Annotated in this window: 15 protein-coding genes; 14 read left to right on the top strand and 1 reads right to left on the bottom strand. The window is 39.8% G+C overall.

Annotated features, from left to right (window positions below; translation table 11 throughout):
- The first annotated feature begins 302 nt into the window (after nucleotides 1-302).
- The 9 genes from J2Y03_RS22380 (at nucleotide 303) to J2Y03_RS22340 (ending at nucleotide 11,614) form a co-directional block, all read left to right on the top strand.
- The gene (locus tag J2Y03_RS22380; RefSeq protein ID WP_310198499.1) at nucleotides 303-1,184 is read left to right on the top strand and encodes a LysR family transcriptional regulator; all 882 of its coding nucleotides are present in this window, start codon (nucleotides 303-305) and stop codon (nucleotides 1,182-1,184) included.
- Between the two features lie 354 nt (nucleotides 1,185-1,538).
- Nucleotides 1,539-2,303: an SDR family NAD(P)-dependent oxidoreductase gene (locus J2Y03_RS22375; protein WP_310198495.1), complete on the top strand. Its 765-nt coding sequence runs from the start codon at nucleotides 1,539-1,541 to the stop codon at nucleotides 2,301-2,303.
- Between the two features lie 54 nt (nucleotides 2,304-2,357).
- Complete coding sequence (locus tag J2Y03_RS22370; protein ID WP_310198493.1) at nucleotides 2,358-3,383, top strand: zinc-dependent alcohol dehydrogenase; 1,026 nt, start codon at nucleotides 2,358-2,360, stop codon at nucleotides 3,381-3,383.
- A 70-nt stretch (nucleotides 3,384-3,453) separates the two neighbouring features.
- On the top strand, nucleotides 3,454-5,172 hold the full coding sequence (locus J2Y03_RS22365) for a thiamine pyrophosphate-binding protein (protein ID WP_310198491.1): 1,719 nt from the start codon (nucleotides 3,454-3,456) through the stop codon (nucleotides 5,170-5,172).
- Nucleotides 5,173-5,237: 65 nt separating this feature from the next.
- The gene (locus J2Y03_RS22360) at nucleotides 5,238-6,695 is read left to right on the top strand and encodes a CoA-acylating methylmalonate-semialdehyde dehydrogenase (protein WP_310198489.1); all 1,458 of its coding nucleotides are present in this window, start codon (nucleotides 5,238-5,240) and stop codon (nucleotides 6,693-6,695) included.
- Nucleotides 6,696-6,899: 204 nt separating this feature from the next.
- Nucleotides 6,900-8,318, top strand: a complete 1,419-nt coding sequence (locus J2Y03_RS22355) for an aldehyde dehydrogenase family protein (RefSeq protein ID WP_310198487.1) — start codon at nucleotides 6,900-6,902, stop codon at nucleotides 8,316-8,318.
- A 28-nt stretch (nucleotides 8,319-8,346) separates the two neighbouring features.
- Nucleotides 8,347-9,117, top strand: a complete 771-nt coding sequence (locus tag J2Y03_RS22350; protein WP_310198486.1) for a sulfite exporter TauE/SafE family protein — start codon at nucleotides 8,347-8,349, stop codon at nucleotides 9,115-9,117.
- Nucleotides 9,118-9,227: 110 nt separating this feature from the next.
- Nucleotides 9,228-10,649, top strand: a complete 1,422-nt coding sequence (locus J2Y03_RS22345) for an aldehyde dehydrogenase family protein (protein WP_310198485.1) — start codon at nucleotides 9,228-9,230, stop codon at nucleotides 10,647-10,649.
- 692 nt (nucleotides 10,650-11,341) lie between these two features.
- Nucleotides 11,342-11,614 carry a hypothetical protein gene (locus tag J2Y03_RS22340; protein ID WP_310198484.1) on the top strand — a complete coding sequence of 91 codons (273 nt, stop codon included), beginning with the start codon at nucleotides 11,342-11,344 and terminating at the stop codon, nucleotides 11,612-11,614.
- Nucleotides 11,615-12,285: 671 nt separating this feature from the next.
- Here J2Y03_RS22340 and J2Y03_RS22335 read toward each other — a convergent pair.
- Nucleotides 12,286-12,759 carry a GNAT family N-acetyltransferase gene (locus J2Y03_RS22335; protein WP_310198482.1) on the bottom strand — a complete coding sequence of 158 codons (474 nt, stop codon included), beginning with the start codon at nucleotides 12,757-12,759 and terminating at the stop codon, nucleotides 12,286-12,288.
- A gap of 740 nt (nucleotides 12,760-13,499) precedes the next feature.
- Between J2Y03_RS22335 and J2Y03_RS22330 the strand changes: the two genes are divergently transcribed.
- The 5 genes from J2Y03_RS22330 (at nucleotide 13,500) to J2Y03_RS22310 (ending at nucleotide 20,149) form a co-directional block, all read left to right on the top strand.
- Nucleotides 13,500-14,198, top strand: coding sequence for a hypothetical protein (locus J2Y03_RS22330; protein ID WP_310198481.1), 699 nt, complete (start codon nucleotides 13,500-13,502; stop codon nucleotides 14,196-14,198).
- Nucleotides 14,199-14,520: 322 nt separating this feature from the next.
- The gene (locus J2Y03_RS22325) at nucleotides 14,521-15,468 is read left to right on the top strand and encodes a siderophore ABC transporter substrate-binding protein (protein ID WP_310198480.1); all 948 of its coding nucleotides are present in this window, start codon (nucleotides 14,521-14,523) and stop codon (nucleotides 15,466-15,468) included.
- A 304-nt stretch (nucleotides 15,469-15,772) separates the two neighbouring features.
- Nucleotides 15,773-16,705: an ABC transporter ATP-binding protein gene (locus J2Y03_RS22320; protein WP_310198479.1), complete on the top strand. Its 933-nt coding sequence runs from the start codon at nucleotides 15,773-15,775 to the stop codon at nucleotides 16,703-16,705.
- Entirely contained in the window at nucleotides 16,698-17,642 is a 945-nt protein-coding gene (locus tag J2Y03_RS22315) for an ABC transporter permease (RefSeq protein WP_310198477.1), read from the top strand. The genes J2Y03_RS22320 and J2Y03_RS22315 overlap by 8 nt, the downstream gene beginning before the upstream one ends.
- 236 nt (nucleotides 17,643-17,878) lie before the next feature.
- Entirely contained in the window at nucleotides 17,879-20,149 is a 2,271-nt protein-coding gene (locus J2Y03_RS22310; protein WP_310198475.1) for an excinuclease ABC subunit UvrA, read from the top strand.
- Nucleotides 20,150-20,197 lie beyond the last annotated feature (48 nt).

The raw sequence follows: 20,197 nt of genomic DNA, 5'->3' as shown, positions 1-20,197 counted from the left end.
ACTATTAGAATAGCAATTCCTTTTACATATTCGTTTCAGGCAGAAAATCTCCTCCTTATTTTTCAAATTTTAGAGTATGCTGATTATTTCAAATATTGTATTTTTATGTTAAACAAACTCTTTACAAATGTACAATACCATTCTAATATTAGTGACATATCTACAGCATATGATGATTATTAATTAAACAAAATTAACTATGACACTATATTCATGAAGTTACGTATTTGGAAGATTAGTAGGAAAAATGATTATGTATCTATTTAATAATTGATTCATTTAAGAATGGCAGGTGAAAACTCGTGGATTTTAGAAATATCAAATATTTTGAGGCTGTGGCAAGGGTTGGTAATATCACAAAGGCTGCAACAGAATTAAATATGTCACAACCCCCCCTTAGTCAGCAGATTCAAAATATGGAGAATGAAATAGGGGTAAAGTTATTTGAGCGACATAAAAAAGGAGTTCTCCTTACAGATGAAGGAAAACTCCTTTTACAAAAAGTAAGACCTTTACTTCGCCAGTATAATGAACTCCTAGACGATTTATCAGATCCTCAAAATTTAGCTTTTGGTAACATTTCATTGGCTATTTTACCTATTTTTTCGGATTCGATAAGTGAAGCATTGGCCCATATGCGGAGAGAAAACGAAAATATTCATTTTTCCATTAAAGAAGGTCATACAAAATCAAATGTTTCATTAGTACAAAGTGGAGAAGCCCATGTAGGGATTTCGCGATTACCTATTGATAATTCTGAACTGAATTATTCTATTCTTGGAAATGATCCGATTCGAGTGTTTCTTCGAAAGGATGATTCATTAGCTTTCAAAGAAAAGATCCTTCCAAAAGATCTAAATGGAAGACCGTTAATATTAATTCGGGGAAGTACGTTTCATAGTGCGTTTACACAAATTTTGCAGACTTTTGAAGAAGCTAAGATAAAACCGAATATCATTGCACATACGGAAACAGCCTCTACTCTACTTAAGATGGTAAAGTATAACTCGGGAATTGGGCTTGCTCCACAGACGGGTAGTTCTCACTCAACAGAGGATTTGAAAGTAGTACCATTTGGAGAGTCAGACATTTACATCCCTACTGCTGTCATCTGGCGAAAAAATGAAACCAATCCTATTGTATTAAAATTAAAGAACTTAATAAGCCAATATTGTGCAATTTAGTGATCTTTCTTTTTCTAAAACTAGTAATATTGTTGATTGAATATATAAAAGAAAAATAGATTTCCATCTTCATCTTTTTATAGGGATGGAAATTAATACATAAACATAAGCATATTAATTTCATATGGATATCATATCATTTTGGTATTTTACATATCGATAAGGTTTTCTTACACTTGAACTAAGTTAAATATTTGAAATATTTAAAAATATTATAGGAGGTATATTCTATCGGATAATCTATCCTTTTTCAATCAAGATTTCAATAGAAACTATCAATTTAAGTGTTTAATAAATAAGAAAGTTCTTTACCTGTCGAATTGTTAACGTTTTCAAAAAAAGGAGGAAGGCTGTATGAGGATATTAAACAATTCTGTCAGTTGGATAACTGGATCTACAGGGAGTATCGGAAGTGCTACATGTAAAGTTTTAGCTCAGGCTGGGAGTCATGTCGTGGTTTCAGATATAGATTTTGATCGTGCTAAGGATCTTTCTATCCAATTAAAAGATGAAGGTGTTGAGGCATTACCATTACAACTGGATGTATCAGATCAAAAAGCTGTCGAAAACGTTGGTAAGATCATAAAAAAAACATTCGGTCGACTTGACATTCTGGTAAATGGGGCAGGGATTTCTCCAAAAGGAGAACAAGGTCGAGTCCCGGTCGAAGACATGGATGCAGAAGAATGGCTTCGAGTGGTCAACATTAATTTACACGGAGCGTTTTACTGTTCGCAAGTGGCTGTGAGGTTGATGAAGGAAAATGCCGGTGGTCATATTGTCAACATCGCCTCTCAAGCAGGAAGATCCTATAGCCCCGTTACGGGAGCTCATTATGCGGTCAGTAAAGCAGGTTTGATCTCTCTTACGCGGCAAATGGCTGGAGAACTTGGTCCGAGTGGGATCTATGTAAATGCTGTGGCCCCAGGACGTATTGACACTCCAATGATTAAAGACGTTCCAGAAGAAGTGAACCGGCAAATCGTTAATAATATTCCATTGAGACGACTAGGTACGCCAGAAGAAGTAGCCAATACGATTCAATTTCTTGTTACACCACAATCCAGTTACCTTACTGGAGTTGTGATAGACATAAACGGTGGGAGATTAATGATGTAGATAATGATTAGAGTTACTTGAACATTTCTATAGAAATATATTGGAGGAATTTTGGTGAAAGCCTTACTAAAACAAAGTTATGAACCGGAAGATGTATCATTGCAACACATAGAAAAACCACAACCTGGCCCATATGAAGTGGTTGTGAAAGTACATTTTGCCGGTATTTGTGGAACGGATATGAAAATTTTTGATAATCATTATCCTTCATACAAACAACCATTGGTCCTTGGTCACGAATTTAGTGGTCAAGTAGAGACTGTGGGTGCTGAGGTGAAAGATATAGCAATTGGTACAAACGTTGTGGCTCGTACCATCTACTCTTCTTGTGGAAATTGTGAATCATGTATTAAAGGAAGACAAAGCCTATGTACGAAAAAAACGAGAATTGGCTTTGACCACGATGGCGTTTTTGCCGAGTATGTAAAAGTTCATCAAGACCAAATTCACATTTTGCCAAAAGAAATTGATTTGATCACAGCTGCACTCATCGAACCGTTTACAGTCGTGGTCCATGCATTAAACCCCATTACGATTAGGCCATCGGATGTGGTACTTATCATTGGTCCTGGACCGATTGGACTCATGTCTGTCCTCCTTTCCAAAGCATACGGTGCAACAGTGGTGGTAGCTGGACTCAAACAAGACCAAAAAAGACTAGATTTAGCTCAAAAAATGGGAGCCGATCTCGTTTTAGTTTCGGATCAAGAAAACAGTGAAGCCGCCTTGATGGAGTTAACCGACGACCAAGGACCAAACATTGTTTTAGAATGTTCAGGAACTGGTGGAGGCGTAAATCAAGGGTTAGAGTTGTGCAGAAGAGGCGGTCAATATGTGCAAATCGGTACGCGAAGCACACCGATTAAGGTTGATTTTATGAAAATTGCCTATAAGGAAATTAAAGTTACCGGAAGTATCGGTCACTCGAAACTCGATTGGGAAAACTCTCTTCGTATCCTACAAGCTGGTAAAGTCGATCTTTCACATTTCATTGAGGATTTCTATCACCTCGAACAATGGAAAGAAGCCTTTAATGCATTTAAAAATAAGGAAAAAGCCAAAGTACTTTTCAAGCTATAAAATAGTCTTCTAGTAAATTTCTACTCTTTTATTTTATAAAAAAATATATGAATTTTTAGGAGGAATTGTTATGCAACGTCACGGAGGATATGTATTAGTAGAGACACTGATTAATCATGGAGTTACTCATGTATTTGGAATGCCTGGAGGACAGGCGAATGCGTTTTACGATGCTTTATCTCAACGGAAAGAAGAAATCTCACATATTTTAATTCGAGATGAAACAACTGCTGGGTTCGCAGCCGATGCGTTTTCCAGAGTAACAGGCCGAATCGGGGTTTGTGATGCGACAGTAGGTCCAGGAGCAACCAAGTTTCCTTCCGGACTAATGGAAGCATTTAATAGCTCTGTACCAGTTCTCGTTCTTGTCAGTGATCACCCACAAAATTCCGTTCTTTTACAACAATATGGCCGTATTAGCCAAGGCGGAAATCAACTGGATATGTTGAAGCCATTTGCCAAAGAAACGTTTAATGTTCCAAGCATTGAAATGCTTTCAAAAGTCGTATCCGCGGCGATTCACACAGCTGTTTCGGGCCGTCCTGGACCAGTCGTTGTGCAAATTCCACAAAATGTATTTCTAGCGACAACTGAGCTAGAACCACTATCAGGAACTAGTTATCATCCAAAATACAGAAGTTCTGCCCCTGAATCAGAAGTAGCGAAAGCTGTTCGTCTTCTTTCAACTGCTAAAAAACCTGTTATTCTTGCGGGCGGAGGAGTTCAGCTTTCTCAAGCGTACGATGAAATGACTCAATTAATTGAAACATATAAGATTCCAGTAGTTACTACATTGACTGGTAAAGGAAGTGTCGCTGAAACCAATGAACTATGCCTTGGTGTATTAGGCGAACTAGGAAGTCCATGTGCAAAAGTCATTTCGGACCAAGCAGATGTTATTTTGGCTATCGGATATAAGCATTCTCAAAATAGCTCGTATCGTTGGACATGGCCAAGAGAAGATCAGCAATTCATTCATATTGATATCGATCCTGCTGAATTCGGCCGCATTATTAATGCAAATGTTGCCCTCTGGGGAGATGCGCGCGAAGTTCTAAAACAAGTCCTAGCTGGGTTGAAAAATTCAAGCTTCGAAACATCAAGTGAATGGTTAAATACCGTGAAAGTAGAAAAGGAAAAATGGTTGCAAGCTCGTAATGAGGAGTCCTCCAGCAAAAGCAATCCAATTTGGCCTCAGGCTGCCGTTCAAGCTATTGTAGACCAATTGGGACCAAATGACATTGTAACGTGTGACGCTGGTTTCTCTAGTGGATGGGCTGGCGGTTTCCTTGAATTAAAACAACAAGGTCGTCAAATCATCCTTCCGCGTGGAGCTGCAGGATTAGGTTCTTCATTGCCGTTTGCGTTGGGTGCTGCGATGGCTCGTCCAGGATCTCGTGTAATCGCGATCAGTGGAGATGGAGCATTCAGTTACAATGTTGGAGAACTAGCAACTTTAAAACAACTAAATATACCTGTTATCAATGTAGTATTTAACAATGCCGTTCTATCTTGGTCAAAATGGACTCAACAACTAAACTTCACTGGAAACAATCAATCTGTTGAACTTGGAAGCTACGAGTTTGGAGCTATTGCTAAAAGCTATGGAATCGTTGGAGAAGATGTAAGAAACATAGAAGATTTAGGTCCGATTTTAAAACGAGAACTAGCTGCAAACCGTCCAAGTGTTATTAATGTATATACAGATGAATGGCAAGCACCAACAATGCCATATCGCCAAGCAATGGATACGAAAAAACAAGGTGCAATAGCAAGCCAAGCATACTAAAAACAGTTAGTATGACAGAAATTGGTATAGTGGCGTATAAATTTATCTAGAGGAGAGCAATTTTTATGCTTGTTCAATCAAAAGTGTTACTTAACTATATAGGAGGAAAATGGGTTGAAAGTTCAACAACGGCTACACAGCCCGTTTATAACCCTGCGACAGGCAAAGTGATCGCAGAGGTCCCTCTTTCCACAAGGGAAGATGTGGATAAAGCTGTAAAGGTAGCAAACGATGCCTTTCAATCATGGTCTCAAGTACCCGTTCCAAAGCGTGCTCGTATTCTATTTAAATATCAACAATTACTAGTCGATAACTGGAATGAACTGGCAAGGCTCATCACGATTGAAAATGGAAAAAGTTTCAAAGAAGCTCATGGTGAAGTATTGCGAGGAATTGAGTGTGTGGAATTTGCAGCGGGTGCTCCGTCATTAATGATGGGAAAACAACTTCCAGATATCGCGCTTAATATGGAATCTGGCATGTATCGTTATCCCATTGGAGTTGTGGGAGGTATCACACCTTTTAACTTCCCGATGATGGTCCCATGTTGGATGTTTCCTCTTGCTATTGCTTGCGGAAATACCTTTGTGTTAAAACCTTCTGAGCGCACGCCCCTTTTAGCGAATCGTCTGGCTGAGTTATTTGAAGAAGCTGGATTACCAAAAGGAGTTTTGAATCTCGTACACGGTGCTCATGATGTCGTAAATGGTCTCTTGGAACACAAACTAGTAAAAGCTATCTCTTTTGTAGGTTCTCAGCCAGTAGCAGAGTTTGTCTATAAAAAAGGAACAGAAAACTTAAAACGTGTGCAGGCATTGGCCGGTGCAAAAAATCACTCCATCGTGTTAAACGATGCAAATCTTGCTGATGCAGCTTCTCAAATTGCAAGTGCTGCATTCGGATCTGCCGGTGAGCGCTGTATGGCGGCTTCTGTTGTCACAGTACAAGAAGACGTTGCGGATGCTTTGATTCAAAAACTATTAGAAGAAGCCAACAACATGGGAATCGGAAACGGATTAGATGAAAATGTATTCTTAGGCCCTGTCATACGTGAAGAACACAAATCACGTACGCTTGACTATATCGAATCTGGCGTGAAAGCTGGGGCTCATCTCGTTCGCGATGGTAGAAAAGATTCAGCTGTTAAAGGCGAAGGGTATTTTGTTGGCCCGACTATTTTTGACAATGTGACACAAGAAATGAAAATTTGGCAAGATGAAATTTTTGCTCCTGTTTTATCCGTCATCCGTGTCAAAACATTAGAAGAAGCTGTTGAAACAGCCAATAACTCGAAATTTGCCAACGGTGCTTGTATCTATACAAATGACGCCAGGCACATTCGTAAGTTTCGTGAAACGATCGATTCTGGCATGTTAGGCGTAAATGTAGGGGTACCAGCTCCAATGGCATTCTTTCCATTCTCTGGGTGGAAAGATTCCTTCTACGGGGATCTTCATGCAAATGGTACAGATGGTGTAGAGTTTTATACAAGAAAAAAAATGGTCACAGCTCGATACATGTAAGTTAATAGATGATAGTCTAGAAAATGATTTAAGAGGAATCGTTTGATCACATTGTTTTCTCATCAAAAGACCGAATAATCCAATCCCCCAAAGTAAGCGACCTTGTTCATTATACAAAGAATAATTGGTCGCTTACCTGTTTCTACCATATTTCGTAGTGAACATTTAAAAACTTTTATTACTAAAATACCTGGAGGAATATTTATGAAACATATTATAGAGAAACAAAAATATCTTTCATTAAATCCAACAACGAAAGAAATTGTCGCCGAGTTTCAAATGATGAACAAAGAGGAAATTGAAGAAATCATTTTGGCTACAGTAGAAGCACAAAAAGAGTGGAAGAAAATACCTGCTCCATCGAGAGGAGAGGCTTTATTAAAAATTGCAGATCTATTGGAAAAGCGTGCAGATGAATGGGGACAATTACTGACAACAGAAGTTGGAAAATGTATACGAGATGGAGTTGCGGAAGTTTATAGAAGTGTTTCGATATTACGTTTTTTTGCTGGAGAAGGGTACCGTATGACGGGAGAAACAATCCCTTCTAAACAAGAAGGGGTCTTAGCTTATACTAAGCAACAACCTTTAGGGACGGTTGGAGTGATCACGCCGTGGAACGTTCCTTTAGCTATTCCCATTTGGAAAATTGCACCAGCATTAGTTGCCGGAAACAGTGTCGTGTGGAAACCTGCAAATCAATCATTACTCATTTCTCAAAAGCTCGTTGCGTTATTTGAAGAAGCTGGATTACCTAAAAATCTTGTGGCAATGGTTCAAGCTGAAGGTCCAGTAGTAGGTGATACGTTTGCGGAAAACGAGAATATTAAAGCTGTTTCCTTTACTGGCTCTAATAAAACGGGCAAAATTATTAATAAACTTTTAGCGACAAGAGGTATTCGTTTTCAAGCTGAAATGGGTGGTAAAAACCCATTCATCATCATGGCTGATGCGGACATTGAACAAGCATGTAAGGACATCGTCGCAGGTGGTCTTTTAGATGCAGGCCAACGTTGTACAGCGACTAGTCGAATTTTTGTTCATACTTCGATCTATCCTGCTTTCCGGGAAAAAATGTTGGAAGTACTAGAAACGGTAAAATTAGGACCACCAACCGAGGAAGCCTCGATTATTGGACCGGTTGTAGACCAAGGACAATACGAAAATATTTGGTCTTACATCAATCAAGCAAAATTAGATGGGGCTACACTCATCTACGGTGGTGACGAACCCGAGGAAGAATGGGCGAAGAATGGCTATTTTATTAAACCAAAATTATTCGATAACGTATCACAGGATATGACGATTGCAAAGGAAGAAATATTTGGACCCGTTTTGGCGTTAATTCAGTTTTCAGACTTTGATGAGTGTTTAAAACAGGCGAATGCCATCGAGTACGGATTATCATCAACTATATACACAAAAGATATATCTGCTGCAATGAAATATGTGGATGAAATTGAGTCAGGGCTTGTTCATATTAACTTACCTTCTACTTACAGTGAGCCACAAATGCCGTTTGGCGGAATAAAATCTACAGGAATTGGCGGCTTTCGCGAATTAGGCACTCATGCAATAAAGTTTTATACAGAATGGAAAACCGTTTATGTTCGAACTAAATGAACAAAACCTCTAAAGGGGCAAAAGTAAAATGGACATATTAGTGGGGGTTTTAATACTATTCGCTACACTTAGTGGTCTTGCAAAAGTAGGCTTTGGTTTTGGTGCTGGTATTATCTTAAACCCTATCTTAACATTATTTGTTTCATCGGCATCTGCCGTTACCTTACTAGCACCTATTCTTTGGTTTAGTAATTTTACTGGAGCAAGATCTCATAGGAAATCAATACAGTGGGATCTAATTAAAAAAATGTTACCGATGGCCCTAACAGGTACATTGTTGGGCAGTTTTGTACTCTCCTATGTAAATGACCAGTTGTTAAGACCCAGTATTGGGATTATTGCTATAACAATGGGTATCTTGCTCTTTATATCTCGAAATAAAGTAAAAGAAGATGATGATAGAGAAGAAGAAAACCAAGAAAATATTGCCGATCAACCTAAAAAAAGAGGAATTATATATCATTTAGGGGCATTTATATCCGGATTTGTAGGAGCAACTGCAAATTCTGGAGGACTTCCACTGATAGTACTCTTTATGAACGATCGAACAATAAATAAAAATGCGTTCACTGCAAATATTGTTGTCATGTTAGCCATAATGGACACTATAAAAATTATTTTTTACATGTACTTCGGTATACTATCCATACAAAACTTCCTATTAGTTGTATTATATATTCCGTTTATCTATATGGGAGCATTAGGTGGTAAATGGGTTCATAATAAAATATCAGAAAAGTCATTCTTTAAGGTTGTTCATTCAATGATTTTTATTATTGGTATATTATTGTTATTTTGATCACTAAAAGTCTATCAGAGGCCGACCTGTTTTATTCAATAAAAATACGTTCATCCCAGTAAAGTGTGGATTACTATGTAGGCGAAAATAAAAAAGGTGTGAAATAAATAGTGAAAAAGAAATTGTATATTAATGGTGAGTGGCATGAATCTGAACAATATATAGATTTACATTCTCCTTATTTAAAAGAGAAAATTGCTGAGATTCCTCAAGCATCTAATGAACAGGTAAATTTCGCCATTGATGCTGCTTATAAGAAGCGAGAAGCAATGGCAAGGCTTACGGCATATGAAAGGGCTGAAATATTAGAAAAACTAGTCAGTTTGTTACGTGAAAATAGATTAAAGGCAGCTGAAATTCTCTCCTTAGAAGCAGCAAAGCCAATAAAGTTCGCATTAAGTGAAATAGATCGTACGATTGAAACCTATAAATTCGCAGCAGAAGAAGCAAAACGTTTAACTGGAGAAATGATTCCGTTAGATGCAGCGAAAAACGGCGCAAATCGATTCGGTTACACGATTGAGCAACCACTTGGGGTAATTGGAGCCATTACACCATTTAACTTCCCACAAAACTTAGTAGCACATAAAGTGGGACCTGCGATTGCATCTGGTAATCCAATCGTTCTTAAACCTGCATCGCAAACACCTCTTTCAGCACTGTTTTTAGCTGAGTTAATGGATCAAACAGCTTTACCTAAAGGTGCCTTTAACGTTATTATCGGTAGTGGCAGAACCGTTGGTGATACATTGGTTACAAGCGAAAAAGTAAAAATGATTACATTCACTGGCTCTCCTGCTGTTGGGATCGGTATTCGTAACAAAGCTGGCCTAAAAAGAGTTGCTCTTGAATTAGGCTCAAACGCTGGGTTAATTATCGACAAAAATGTTGATTTATCCCAAATCGTTCCTAAATGTGTGAATGGAGCTTTTTCAAACCAAGGTCAAGTTTGCATTTCTTTACAACGCACCTATGTAATAGATGAATTATTTGATGAATTTATTGAACAATTTACAAATGCTACTAAGCAGTTAGTCATTGGAAACCCACTTGCAGAAACAACGGATATTTCAGCAATGATCAATCCCAATGAACAAGAACGAGCACTTAGCTGGGTACAAGAAGCAGTGGAGAACGGTGCTAAAATCGTAACAGGCGGCAATATTAAAAACGGTGTCTTCATGCCAACCATTTTAACAAATGTAGACCCCACTCTAAAGGTATCTTGCCAGGAAGTTTTTGCACCAATTGTAGTTGTGAACAGTATTTCTTCTGTAGAAGAAGGAATTGCAGCCATTAATAATTCAAATTATGGTCTACAAGCAGGGATTTTCACAAATGACATTCAAACAGCATTCAAAGCTTCAAAAGAATTTGAAGTAGGCGGTGTCATGATTAACGATATTCCAACTTACCGTGTAGACCAAATGCCCTATGGTGGTGTGAAAGAAAGTGGCACTGGTAAAGAAGGTTTAAAATATGCAATCCATGAAATGACTGAAACGAAACTTGTCGTTTGGAATCAATTATAAACAAAAATAATTGATTGAATTATTATAATAATGTGTTTATACACTCACAGATTACCTATATTACTTTGTTATTTAGTTATTTTCAAACACCAGGAATCTCCAGATACTGTTCATCAGTTTAAAAAGATACCTGGTGTTTTTTATGAATAAAAAGTAGTTTATTAGTAAACTAATTAACTATGATAATCTATGTTCTAGTTTTTACCTATAGATAAACCATTTTTAACAGCAAGACAGCCTTAAGGCTGTGTGTTTTCTTTAGAAAAACAAGTACTTTAAAGGTTTAGGTCAAAAGTATAAAGGACTTACTTTGGGCGGAAGCACTACGGATTAATCAGAAAGGAAAAACATCTTTCTGTCATTCCGTACGTGTCGCTTTGGCACTATATGGCCCGATAACCACGGTCTGTACGGCTGACGCCTACATTCCGTAGGTTCCTGTTCCATTTACGGCAGGCCGCCGTACCAAACGAGCCATAAACCGTTAAGACCTTGGGCTCCTCGCCCAAACCCAGCCAATGGGAGCCCGTTGGATCGCTTTATACGCCCGGACCCTATTTATCTCCTTCTTTGTTCTCTTGATTGTAATCGTTTGCTCATTTGGGCAGCCAAGGGTGCTACGCTAGCGCTTCGCAAACTTTGTGACCTTTTCTAAGAAGAGCTTTTAAAAAACCTCACAAACTTCAAGCCCGTTGACAGCCCTTTTCGCAAATGGGACAAACTTTTATCATGCGGAAGTTAACCTGGATGATGAGGGGATCTATATTTTACGAAATGGCTCCTACCCATTTTTTGCGTTTGCTTCTAAAGTGGAATACATGAACATCCACTTTATGGATTATCAGACACTATCAAAAGAAATAGTAGCTTTTAACAAGGATTATCGGGATTTAACAACAAGTGAACTTTATGAACCTATACAACCTGATGGACGAAAGCTCCTGTTGAGAACGAAAATACTTTAAATAAGGATGATTTACAAGATATTTTTTCTGGAAGCCTCAAACGGCCGGGGAGGTAATTTATAATTATTGGGATTAGTTATAAATGCCATTATGTTAGTCGATTATGGACAAAAAAATAGATCCGGCCGATTGCCGAATCCAAAAACTATATAAAAAAAAGGGGGGTTATGAAAAAGTTTTAAAAAGGCTTTCCTCTTCATGTATCTATCATAACCCGAACTGATGAATAAACTATGAACAAAGGTTTAAAGATTTATTAATACAAGCATTTTCATTCAAAATGGGGCAATAATTACAGGGATATAACACGTTCATCCCTGACGAGGCAAGAGGGATTTTATCGCTTAAATCGGTAATGCAAAATAATTAGTAAGAAATGAAAAAAAAGATAACGTTCTATGTTGACGCTAAAAATCCCCGTCTTCTAACAGATGGGTGTTATTTGGCTATAATGGACTGACTTCACTACTTTTAACCGGATCTATTCACTCCTCGATATTATTTAATTTTTCCTACGTTTAATAACAAATAGAAGACTGAGAGATTCAGTAACGATCAGGTGTGGATTATGAATGGAAAGTTGAAGACATAAAAAGAATCCATTTTCATCGAAATGGATTTTTTTAGTTGTGACACCAATTTATTTAACTGATTTTGCGGCATAAAAAGTATTATGAATGATAATCTCCTCTATTTATGGAATAGAGTAATTCATCATCAACAGCCTTTATTACTCTGCCGGTATCTTTAAATCCTACTGATAAATATAGTTGTTTTGCTTTTTCATTTTCGGGAACAAAGGTTATAAATATTTCGTCACATTTAAATTGGTTTACCATTTCTTTTATGATTAAGAGTAATGCTTCCCTACCATACCCATTTCCTTGAAACTTGTAATCAATCATAATTCTACAAATTTCATATCCAGCGAGTTCGTCCGAATAACCATACATGGTAAAACCTATTGGCGTATCATTTTGATAAATTGCTTTAACTGTCCAAGCCTCTTCAATACTGGCTTGTGCTAACGATAAACAGTTTGATGCAATTGTTTTTTCGAATACTCTGTTTTGTTGATCTTCTGCACTGCTAAGTCTTATAATGTCTAGCCAGTTATGTTTATTTACTTGATTTAATGTAATCATTTCATTTCCCTCTAATCAAAATTTTAGTACTCCTTTATAAATTCTCCTTTTGGTGAAAATAACCTTTTTTAAGACTGTGTTAACTCTACAGAGCGTTTGTTACTTCGATTTATTTAAAGATTTAAGATGACATTAAAATTGTAGTGATTGATGGCTGCATGCAAATTCGTACTTTGCCTTTTTTCAAACGAACAATACTCAATCATACGAGACATTATAGTACTGTTTTGTTTCCGGATTGTATTGAAAAAACTGAATAAAAATCTTCAGGATTAGCATCTTCTTCAAATTCCATGTCAATCTCAACAAAGTCCCATTCTTTAGCAAATAATTGATCGGTAGTAAGAGAGATCTTTTTGTCAGCTAAAAGTTCTTTAATATGTAGGGAGTCTTTTTTGAGTAGGCAAATGGTCCAAACTCCTCTGTTTCACCATTTTTCAAAAGAAATACAAACTTCCATTTAAAACTACTGCCGGAATTTCTACTAAAACCATCAATTCGAGGGATAGGTCACAGTTGGCAAAGTGAGTGAAAAATTCATAAACAGTGGTTTATTTCAATGGGGATCTGGGTAATTAAAAAGAGACTTAGAAACTTCGTTTAAACTAGCAAATTTAATGGGCGTGACTTTGTGGTTGAATTTCAAAACCGCAACTATTGGACTATTTTTGAAAAAATAGGGAACATTTTGAATTCTAAATCGTTTAATAAGTATAGGATAATTTTGGGAGGTAGAAAAGATGAAGCATGGTTTAATTTTGATCACTCTTTTAATGTTAATGACTGCATGTTCTTCAGAGGATGTCTCTCTGGAGAAGGTAGATACTACCAATGAATTGACTCCACAAACTATCACCTTGGAACCAACCCAAATGATTACTGAAAAAGAAATGATTGAGAGCAATCAAGATATTCAACTGATAAACAGTGAAAATAATGACAATGTTGGAACGCAAAGTCCCCTTGTAATTTCTTCTCAGACAGGAGAAGAAAAGGAATATGAAATCCCAACCCTATCACAGAAACCTTCGGAACTCCTAGTAGAGGAAAAGGAAGAAACACCTGCCGAGGATTCTATTATGATCGGAGATTCGAAATATATTAATCTCATGCAGGAAGAAAAATTTCAAGATTGGATAAATGTTGCACAGAAATACGGGGCAGCACTTTATGCGATTCCGTATTCTGATGTTTTTGCCATTGTGAAAGAGGGGGAAGTGCTGGTCGGTATGAGTACTGGGGTTGCGAGTGCTGCACCAAACCGTATCGATATTCTTAGTGACTTGATGGTTGATAAAGGAGACTATGCAATAGAAATTATCGAAGGTATCAAACAGGTGGCGGAAACGGGAGAAAGTGTTCAATTAACAGGTCCGCAGGAATTTGGCGATGATTTTACCATCGAAAAGCAGGATGAGTGGATTGTTGTTTCATGGTAAAGAAAAGGGAGAATTTCTCCCTTTTTTTTTGTCTTAATTTAGTATCCTCTTCGTTTCAACTACCCCAATATTTATGTTTGTATCCGTATTTCATTCCTTTTGAGATTTCTAGTTGAAAATAATTCTCAATTACCTATTGACACAATTTTCTTATGATAATAATATATAAATATGATAATGATAATCATTTTCAATTGAATCGATAGAGAGAAGGGGCTGATCACAAAGTTCAACTGATAGACAGAGAGACTTTTCGGATGTTCTAAAGGATGGTTGTACATAGGGATTATGGCCAAATTTATTTCTAAAGGAGAATAAAAGGATGGAAAAATTAAAATTTATAGCTATTATGATCGCAATGATTTTCTTATTAGCTGCGTGCGGCAGCGCAGAGGAAGTGAGTAAATCATCAGGTTCTGAAGAAGCAAAAACAGAAGAAGTCACGATTACCCATAAATACGGAGAAGTTACCATTGAAAAGAACCCGAAGAAAGTAGTTGTATTTGATTTCGGAGTACTTGATACATTAGATACATTAGGTGTAGAAATCGCGGGTCTTCCGCAAGCAATTGTACCTAAGACATTAGAGAAGTATGCAGGTTCAGAATATACCAATGTTGGAAGCTTAAAAGAACCTGATTTTGAAGCGCTGCATGAATTACAGCCAGATGTTATTTTCATTTCTGGAAGACAGGCAGAGCTATATGATCAATTTGCAGAAATTGCTCCAACAGTTTTTGTAGATGTAGATTATGCAAACTACATGTCCTCGCTTGAAAAGAATTTCAAACTTTTAGCTGAAGTTTTTGAAAAGGAAGACCTGCTGGATAAAAAAATGAATGAGCTAAAAGCGAGTATTGAAACGTTAAATAAAGAAGCATCCGCCTCTGACAGCAAAGCATTAATTTTATTAGCAAATGAAGGAAAAGTAAGTGCCTTTGGCCCAGCATCACGCTATGGATTTGTCCATGATGTGTTTGGTTTCAAAGCAGTAGACGAAAACCTGGAAGTTTCACAGCACGGTCAAAGTGTCACGTTTGAATATATTTTAGAAAAAAATCCAGATGTTCTATTTGTCATCGACCGCTCTGCCGCGATTGGTGGAGAATTAGGAGCAAAAGATACCATTGAGAATGAGTTAGTACAGAAAACAAATGCGTATAAAAATGGAAAGATTATCTACCTAGACGCTGTGAACTGGTACATCGCAGGAAACGGGATTGTTTCAACACAATCCATGGTTGAAGAAGTGAAGGCAGCATTAGAATAGATAGAAGGAAGCCGGAATGATGTTCCGGCTTTTATTTATTCGGCCAATCCTTTGTGGGATAAACAGAATGTCGCCAACGATGCTAAAACAGCCACGTTGCAATAAGGATATTGAGCATTTCTATATAATTTGAAATGCTTTTTATGTTGTTTAAAAATAAAAGGACATTCCATGAAACAATAATAATATTATTAAATTCAATAATACTTTATTGTAAAACGATAAATTATATGTTAAATTCATATTGGCAATGTAAACAAAAGGACGAAACATCCAAATTCAACGTGATTTAAGGAGGGCATGTATGAGCAACGAAACTATCATCAGCTTGAGTAATGTGACCAAACGAATTGGCCGGACTACCATCATTGACGATCTTACGTTTGATGTACCGCAAGGAGAAATCTTCGGATTCCTTGGTCCAAATGGAGCCGGTAAAACGACCACCATCCGCATGATCGTGGGACTAATGTCGATTACCAATGGTCAGATATTGATTAAGGGGAAAAATATTAAAACCGAATTCGAGCAAGCGATCCGCCACGTCGGCGCCATCGTGGAAAGTCCGGAAATGTACAAATATCTGAGCGGATACCAAAACCTTATCCATTACGCCCGCATGGTGCCGGGGGTAACCAAGGAACGGATTGACGAAGTGGTAGCGCTTGTCAAACTGGAGGAACGCATTCATGACAAAGTTAAAAAGTACTCGCTCGGCATGCGCCAGCGTTTGGGAGTCGCCCAAGCCCTGCTGCATCGGCCGTCATTGTTGATTCTTGATGAACCGACGAACGGTCTTGACCCAGCGGGGATTCGTGATCTGCGCGATTATTTGCGGCATTTGACTCGTACGGAAGGAATCAGCGTGGTCGTCTCCAGCCATCTGTTGTCTGAAATGGAGCTCATGTGCGACCGGGTCGCTATCCTCCAGCGCGGAAAACTGGTCGATATCATGCCAGTTCAGCAATTTACCCGAAGAACCGATAAAGCCCAAACGTATCTGATTCAAGCGCAGCCACCGGAACAGGCGTTGGCGACCTTACGTCAGATGGAGGGGGTCCAGGGGGTCAAACTAACTCAGGAAGGGTTCGTCGAGGTCAGCACCGAACAGGAACGTGTCCCGGATCTTCTAGTCGGACTGATGCAAAACGATATTCGCATCTATGGCGTCCAGATGGTTTCACAATCTCTGGAAGAACGATTCTTGGAAATAACGGGGGGTAAGCAGATTGGTTAATCTAGTACTCAATGAAAATATGAAGATATATCGACGGGTAAGAACCTGGGTCCTGATCGGACTCATGGCCACTCTTGTGCTGTATATCAACTTTATCGAATGGCATTCCGGCGGAAAAAAGGCAGTAGGCGAAGGTTGGCGGACAGAGCTGCAACAGGAAAATCAACAATGGAGTGAAATGCTGAAGCTGCCCGAACTGAATGAGCAGAACCGAACGTTCTACCAGGAGCAGATTTCCATTAACAACTATCATTTGGAAGAGAATATTCGCTCGACGAAAGGAACGATGTGGGATGGCGTAAACGGTTCGGCCAATCTGGTCATCTTAATTACCCTTTTCACCATCATCATTGCGGGAGACAGTGTAGCGTCTGAATTTTCAACCGGTACGATTAAGTTGCTGCTAATAAGGCCGGCTAACCGGGTCAAGATCCTCCTCTCCAAGTATATCTCGTTTCTGTTGTTCGGCATGCTGTTATTACTCATCCTGTTTGTACTATCCATTGTCATGAATGGAATTTTATACGGCTTAGGATATATGGATCTACCGTTGATTAGCATGAATGCGGAAGGGAAAAACGTCGAAAGCAATATGGTCCTCAACCTGTGGAAAACGTATATGCTTAACAGTGTCTCCACGGTCATGTACGTAACCATGGCCTTTATGATCTCGTCCGCCTTCCGAAGCAGCACAATGGCCATTGGGTTTTCCATCGGCGCCTTCTTTGCGGGCAATATTATTCTCGAAGTACTGCAGCGGTACGACTGGAGCAAGTACTTGTTATTCGCCAACACCGACCTCACCCAGTACCTGAAGGGACACCCTTTCCAAGAGGGAATGACACTGTCTTTTTCCATCGGCGTGCTCGCTGTCTATTTCCTCGTGTTCAATCTGGTTTCCTGGCTCCTATTCACACGGAGAGATGTAGCAGCCTAAATTTGACGGTATAGCTAAATATAAACATCTTGATCATGGGTGTACTCCTCCCTCTCTAGCCCGAGCGGAGGGAGGAGGCTCCATGATTTTTTTGTGATCGATATGGAAATTCTCATGAGCCAAGATTTTGGATAAAGACGGTCCTTTTCGCTGACTGTCAGTTGCTCGACTTTCTATTCACGATGAATGTACAATGTGATAGTAGAAAAATTAACACTATCGGAAGGATGTTATTCATGAGCGAATTGAATCAGGAATATATCGTCATCTCGGGTGCGAGGGAAAACAATCTCAAGAACGTATCCTTACGCATTCCCAAGCGAAAGATTACGATTTTTACCGGGGTATCCGGTTCGGGCAAGTCATCGATCGTCTTCGATACGATTGCTGCTGAATCTACGCGCTTGCTAAATGAGAACTTCAGTATGTTCGTGCGTACATTCCTGCCCCGCTATCCACAGCCGGATGCAGACTCGATTGAGAATTTGAGCATGGCTGTTATTGTGGATCAAAAACGGCTAGGCGGCGGTTCCCATTCTACAATGGGCACGATTACCGATATCTCTCCTATTCTCCGTCTTCTCTTCTCCCGAGTGGGTCAGCCCTATGTTGGACAAGCGAACATGTTCTCGTTTAATGATCCACATGGCATGTGTCCCGAATGTAACGGGATCGGGCGCAAGCTTGGTGTAGACATGAGCAAGGCAGTGGATATGTCAAAGTCGTTGAAAGAAGGGGCCATTATGCTGCCGGACTATAAGGTGGATGGCTGGGATTTTAACTTAATTGTGCAGTCAGGTTCCTTTGACCCCGATAAGAAACTAAGCGATTATTCGGATGAGGAGCTGGAGCAGCTGCTTTACGGCAAGGCGAAGAAGGTGAAGGTGGATTTTGCCGGTAAGGAAATGAATATTACGGTGGAAGGCGTCATTGAGAAGTTCACTAACAAATATATCAAGCAGGATGTAAAGACGAAGTCCGAGCGTACACAAAAAGCTGTTGCACCGTACATTTCCGAGGGTCCATGCCCCAGCTGCCACGGTGCGAGGCTTAGTCAGGCTGCGCTCAGCTGTAAGATCAATGGGCTAAACATTGCGGTGATGTCGTCCATGGAAGTCGGACAACTCATCCGTGTCATTCGGGAAATTGACGACGCGAAAGCTGCGCCAATCGTCAGGTTGCTGACGGAGAGGCTGCAGCATCTTGTGGATATTGGTCTTGACTACTTGACACTGGACCGTGAGACGGATACATTGTCCGGCGGTGAGTCGCAGCGCGTCAAGATGGTGAAGCACCTGAGCGGTAGTCTTGTGGATGTCACTTACATCTTCGATGAGCCTAGCGTCGGCTTGCACCCCCGTGATGTACACCGGTTAAATGACTTACTTCGGAAGCTGCGCGATAAGGGCAATACCGTGATTGTTGTTGAGCATGATCCCGATGTGATCAAAGTGGCGGATCATATCGTAGATGTTGGACCTCATGCCGGTGGGCGCGGTGGTACCATTGTATATGAAGGAAGCTTTCAAGGACTGCTGGAGTCAGGTACACTGACAGGCACCCATATGAAGCGGCCGCTCCAACTGAAGACAGACTCTCGGCAGCCATCCGGCAAGCTGTCCATCAAGAATGCCACACTGCACAACCTGCAGAACGTGAGTGTAGATATCCCAACCGGAGTGCTAACAGTCGTTACGGGAGTTGCCGGCTCTGGCAAGAGTACGTTGATTAACGAAGTATTCCTCCGTCAGCATTCGGATGCGATTGTCATTGATCAATCGGCGATAGGAGTGTCAACACGCTCGAATCCCGCGACCTACACGGGCATTATGGATGATGTTCGGAAGGCGTTTGCTTCAGCGAACAAGGTAAAACCAGGTTTGTTCAGCTTCAACTCCACTGGGGCTTGCGAGAACTGCCAAGGACTTGGTGTTGTGTATACAGACCTTGCATTCCTCGACAGTGTGAAGCTACCATGCGAAGTATGCGGAGGCAGGCGGTTCAAGGAAGAAGTGCTTGCGTACAAACTGAACGGTAAGTCCATTGCAGATGTGCTGGAGATGAATGTGGAGCAGGCATTAGAATTTTTTCAGCTAAAAGAGGTTGTGCGTAAGCTCCAGGCGATGAGTGATGTTGGGCTCAACTATATTACACTCGGCCAGCCGCTCAGCACGCTCTCGGGAGGAGAATGCCAGCGCATTAAACTAGCAAGCGAGCTCCATAAGAAGGGCAGCATTTACGTGATGGACGAGCCGACAACCGGTTTGCATATGTCAGATATCGGTCACCTTCTCGAGATGATGAACCGCCTCGTCGATGCCGGCAATACGGTAATTGTCATCGAGCACAACCTTGATGTAATCAGTCAGGCTGATTACATCATCGATATGGGACCGGACGGAGGCAGTAACGGCGGCCAGTTGGTGTTCGAGGGCACACCTTCGCAAATCATCAATAAGGAGCATTCGTTCACGGGAAGATACTTGATGGAATATATTAAAGGTTAAATTTACTTTTACTTAACAAAGGCTGCCAGCAGAAATGGCAGCCTTTTG

The sequence above is a fragment of the Neobacillus niacini genome (assembly GCF_031457145.1).
Lineage (GTDB): Bacteria > Bacillota > Bacilli > Bacillales > Cytobacillaceae > Neobacillus > Neobacillus niacini_J.
The sequence above is the reverse complement of the archived record's forward strand: the minus strand, read 5'-3'. Positions and strand labels throughout refer to the sequence as shown.

What these genes read in the sequence shown, in the direction of transcription:
- J2Y03_RS22375 (WP_310198495.1), top strand. Translation starts at nt 1,539, where the DNA reads ATGAGGATATTAAACAATTCTGTCAGTTGGATAACTGGATCTACAGGG.
- J2Y03_RS22320 (WP_310198479.1), top strand. Translation starts at nt 15,773, where the DNA reads ATGAGCAACGAAACTATCATCAGCTTGAGTAATGTGACCAAACGAATT.
- J2Y03_RS22365 (WP_310198491.1), top strand. Translation starts at nt 3,454, where the DNA reads ATGCAACGTCACGGAGGATATGTATTAGTAGAGACACTGATTAATCAT.
- J2Y03_RS22325 (WP_310198480.1), top strand. Translation starts at nt 14,521, where the DNA reads ATGGAAAAATTAAAATTTATAGCTATTATGATCGCAATGATTTTCTTA.
- J2Y03_RS22350 (WP_310198486.1), top strand. Translation starts at nt 8,347, where the DNA reads ATGGACATATTAGTGGGGGTTTTAATACTATTCGCTACACTTAGTGGT.
- J2Y03_RS22335 (WP_310198482.1), bottom strand. Translation starts at nt 12,759, where the DNA reads ATGATTACATTAAATCAAGTAAATAAACATAACTGGCTAGACATTATA.
- J2Y03_RS22310 (WP_310198475.1), top strand. Translation starts at nt 17,879, where the DNA reads ATGAGCGAATTGAATCAGGAATATATCGTCATCTCGGGTGCGAGGGAA.
- J2Y03_RS22355 (WP_310198487.1), top strand. Translation starts at nt 6,900, where the DNA reads ATGAAACATATTATAGAGAAACAAAAATATCTTTCATTAAATCCAACA.
- J2Y03_RS22330 (WP_310198481.1), top strand. Translation starts at nt 13,500, where the DNA reads ATGAAGCATGGTTTAATTTTGATCACTCTTTTAATGTTAATGACTGCA.
- J2Y03_RS22360 (WP_310198489.1), top strand. Translation starts at nt 5,238, where the DNA reads ATGCTTGTTCAATCAAAAGTGTTACTTAACTATATAGGAGGAAAATGG.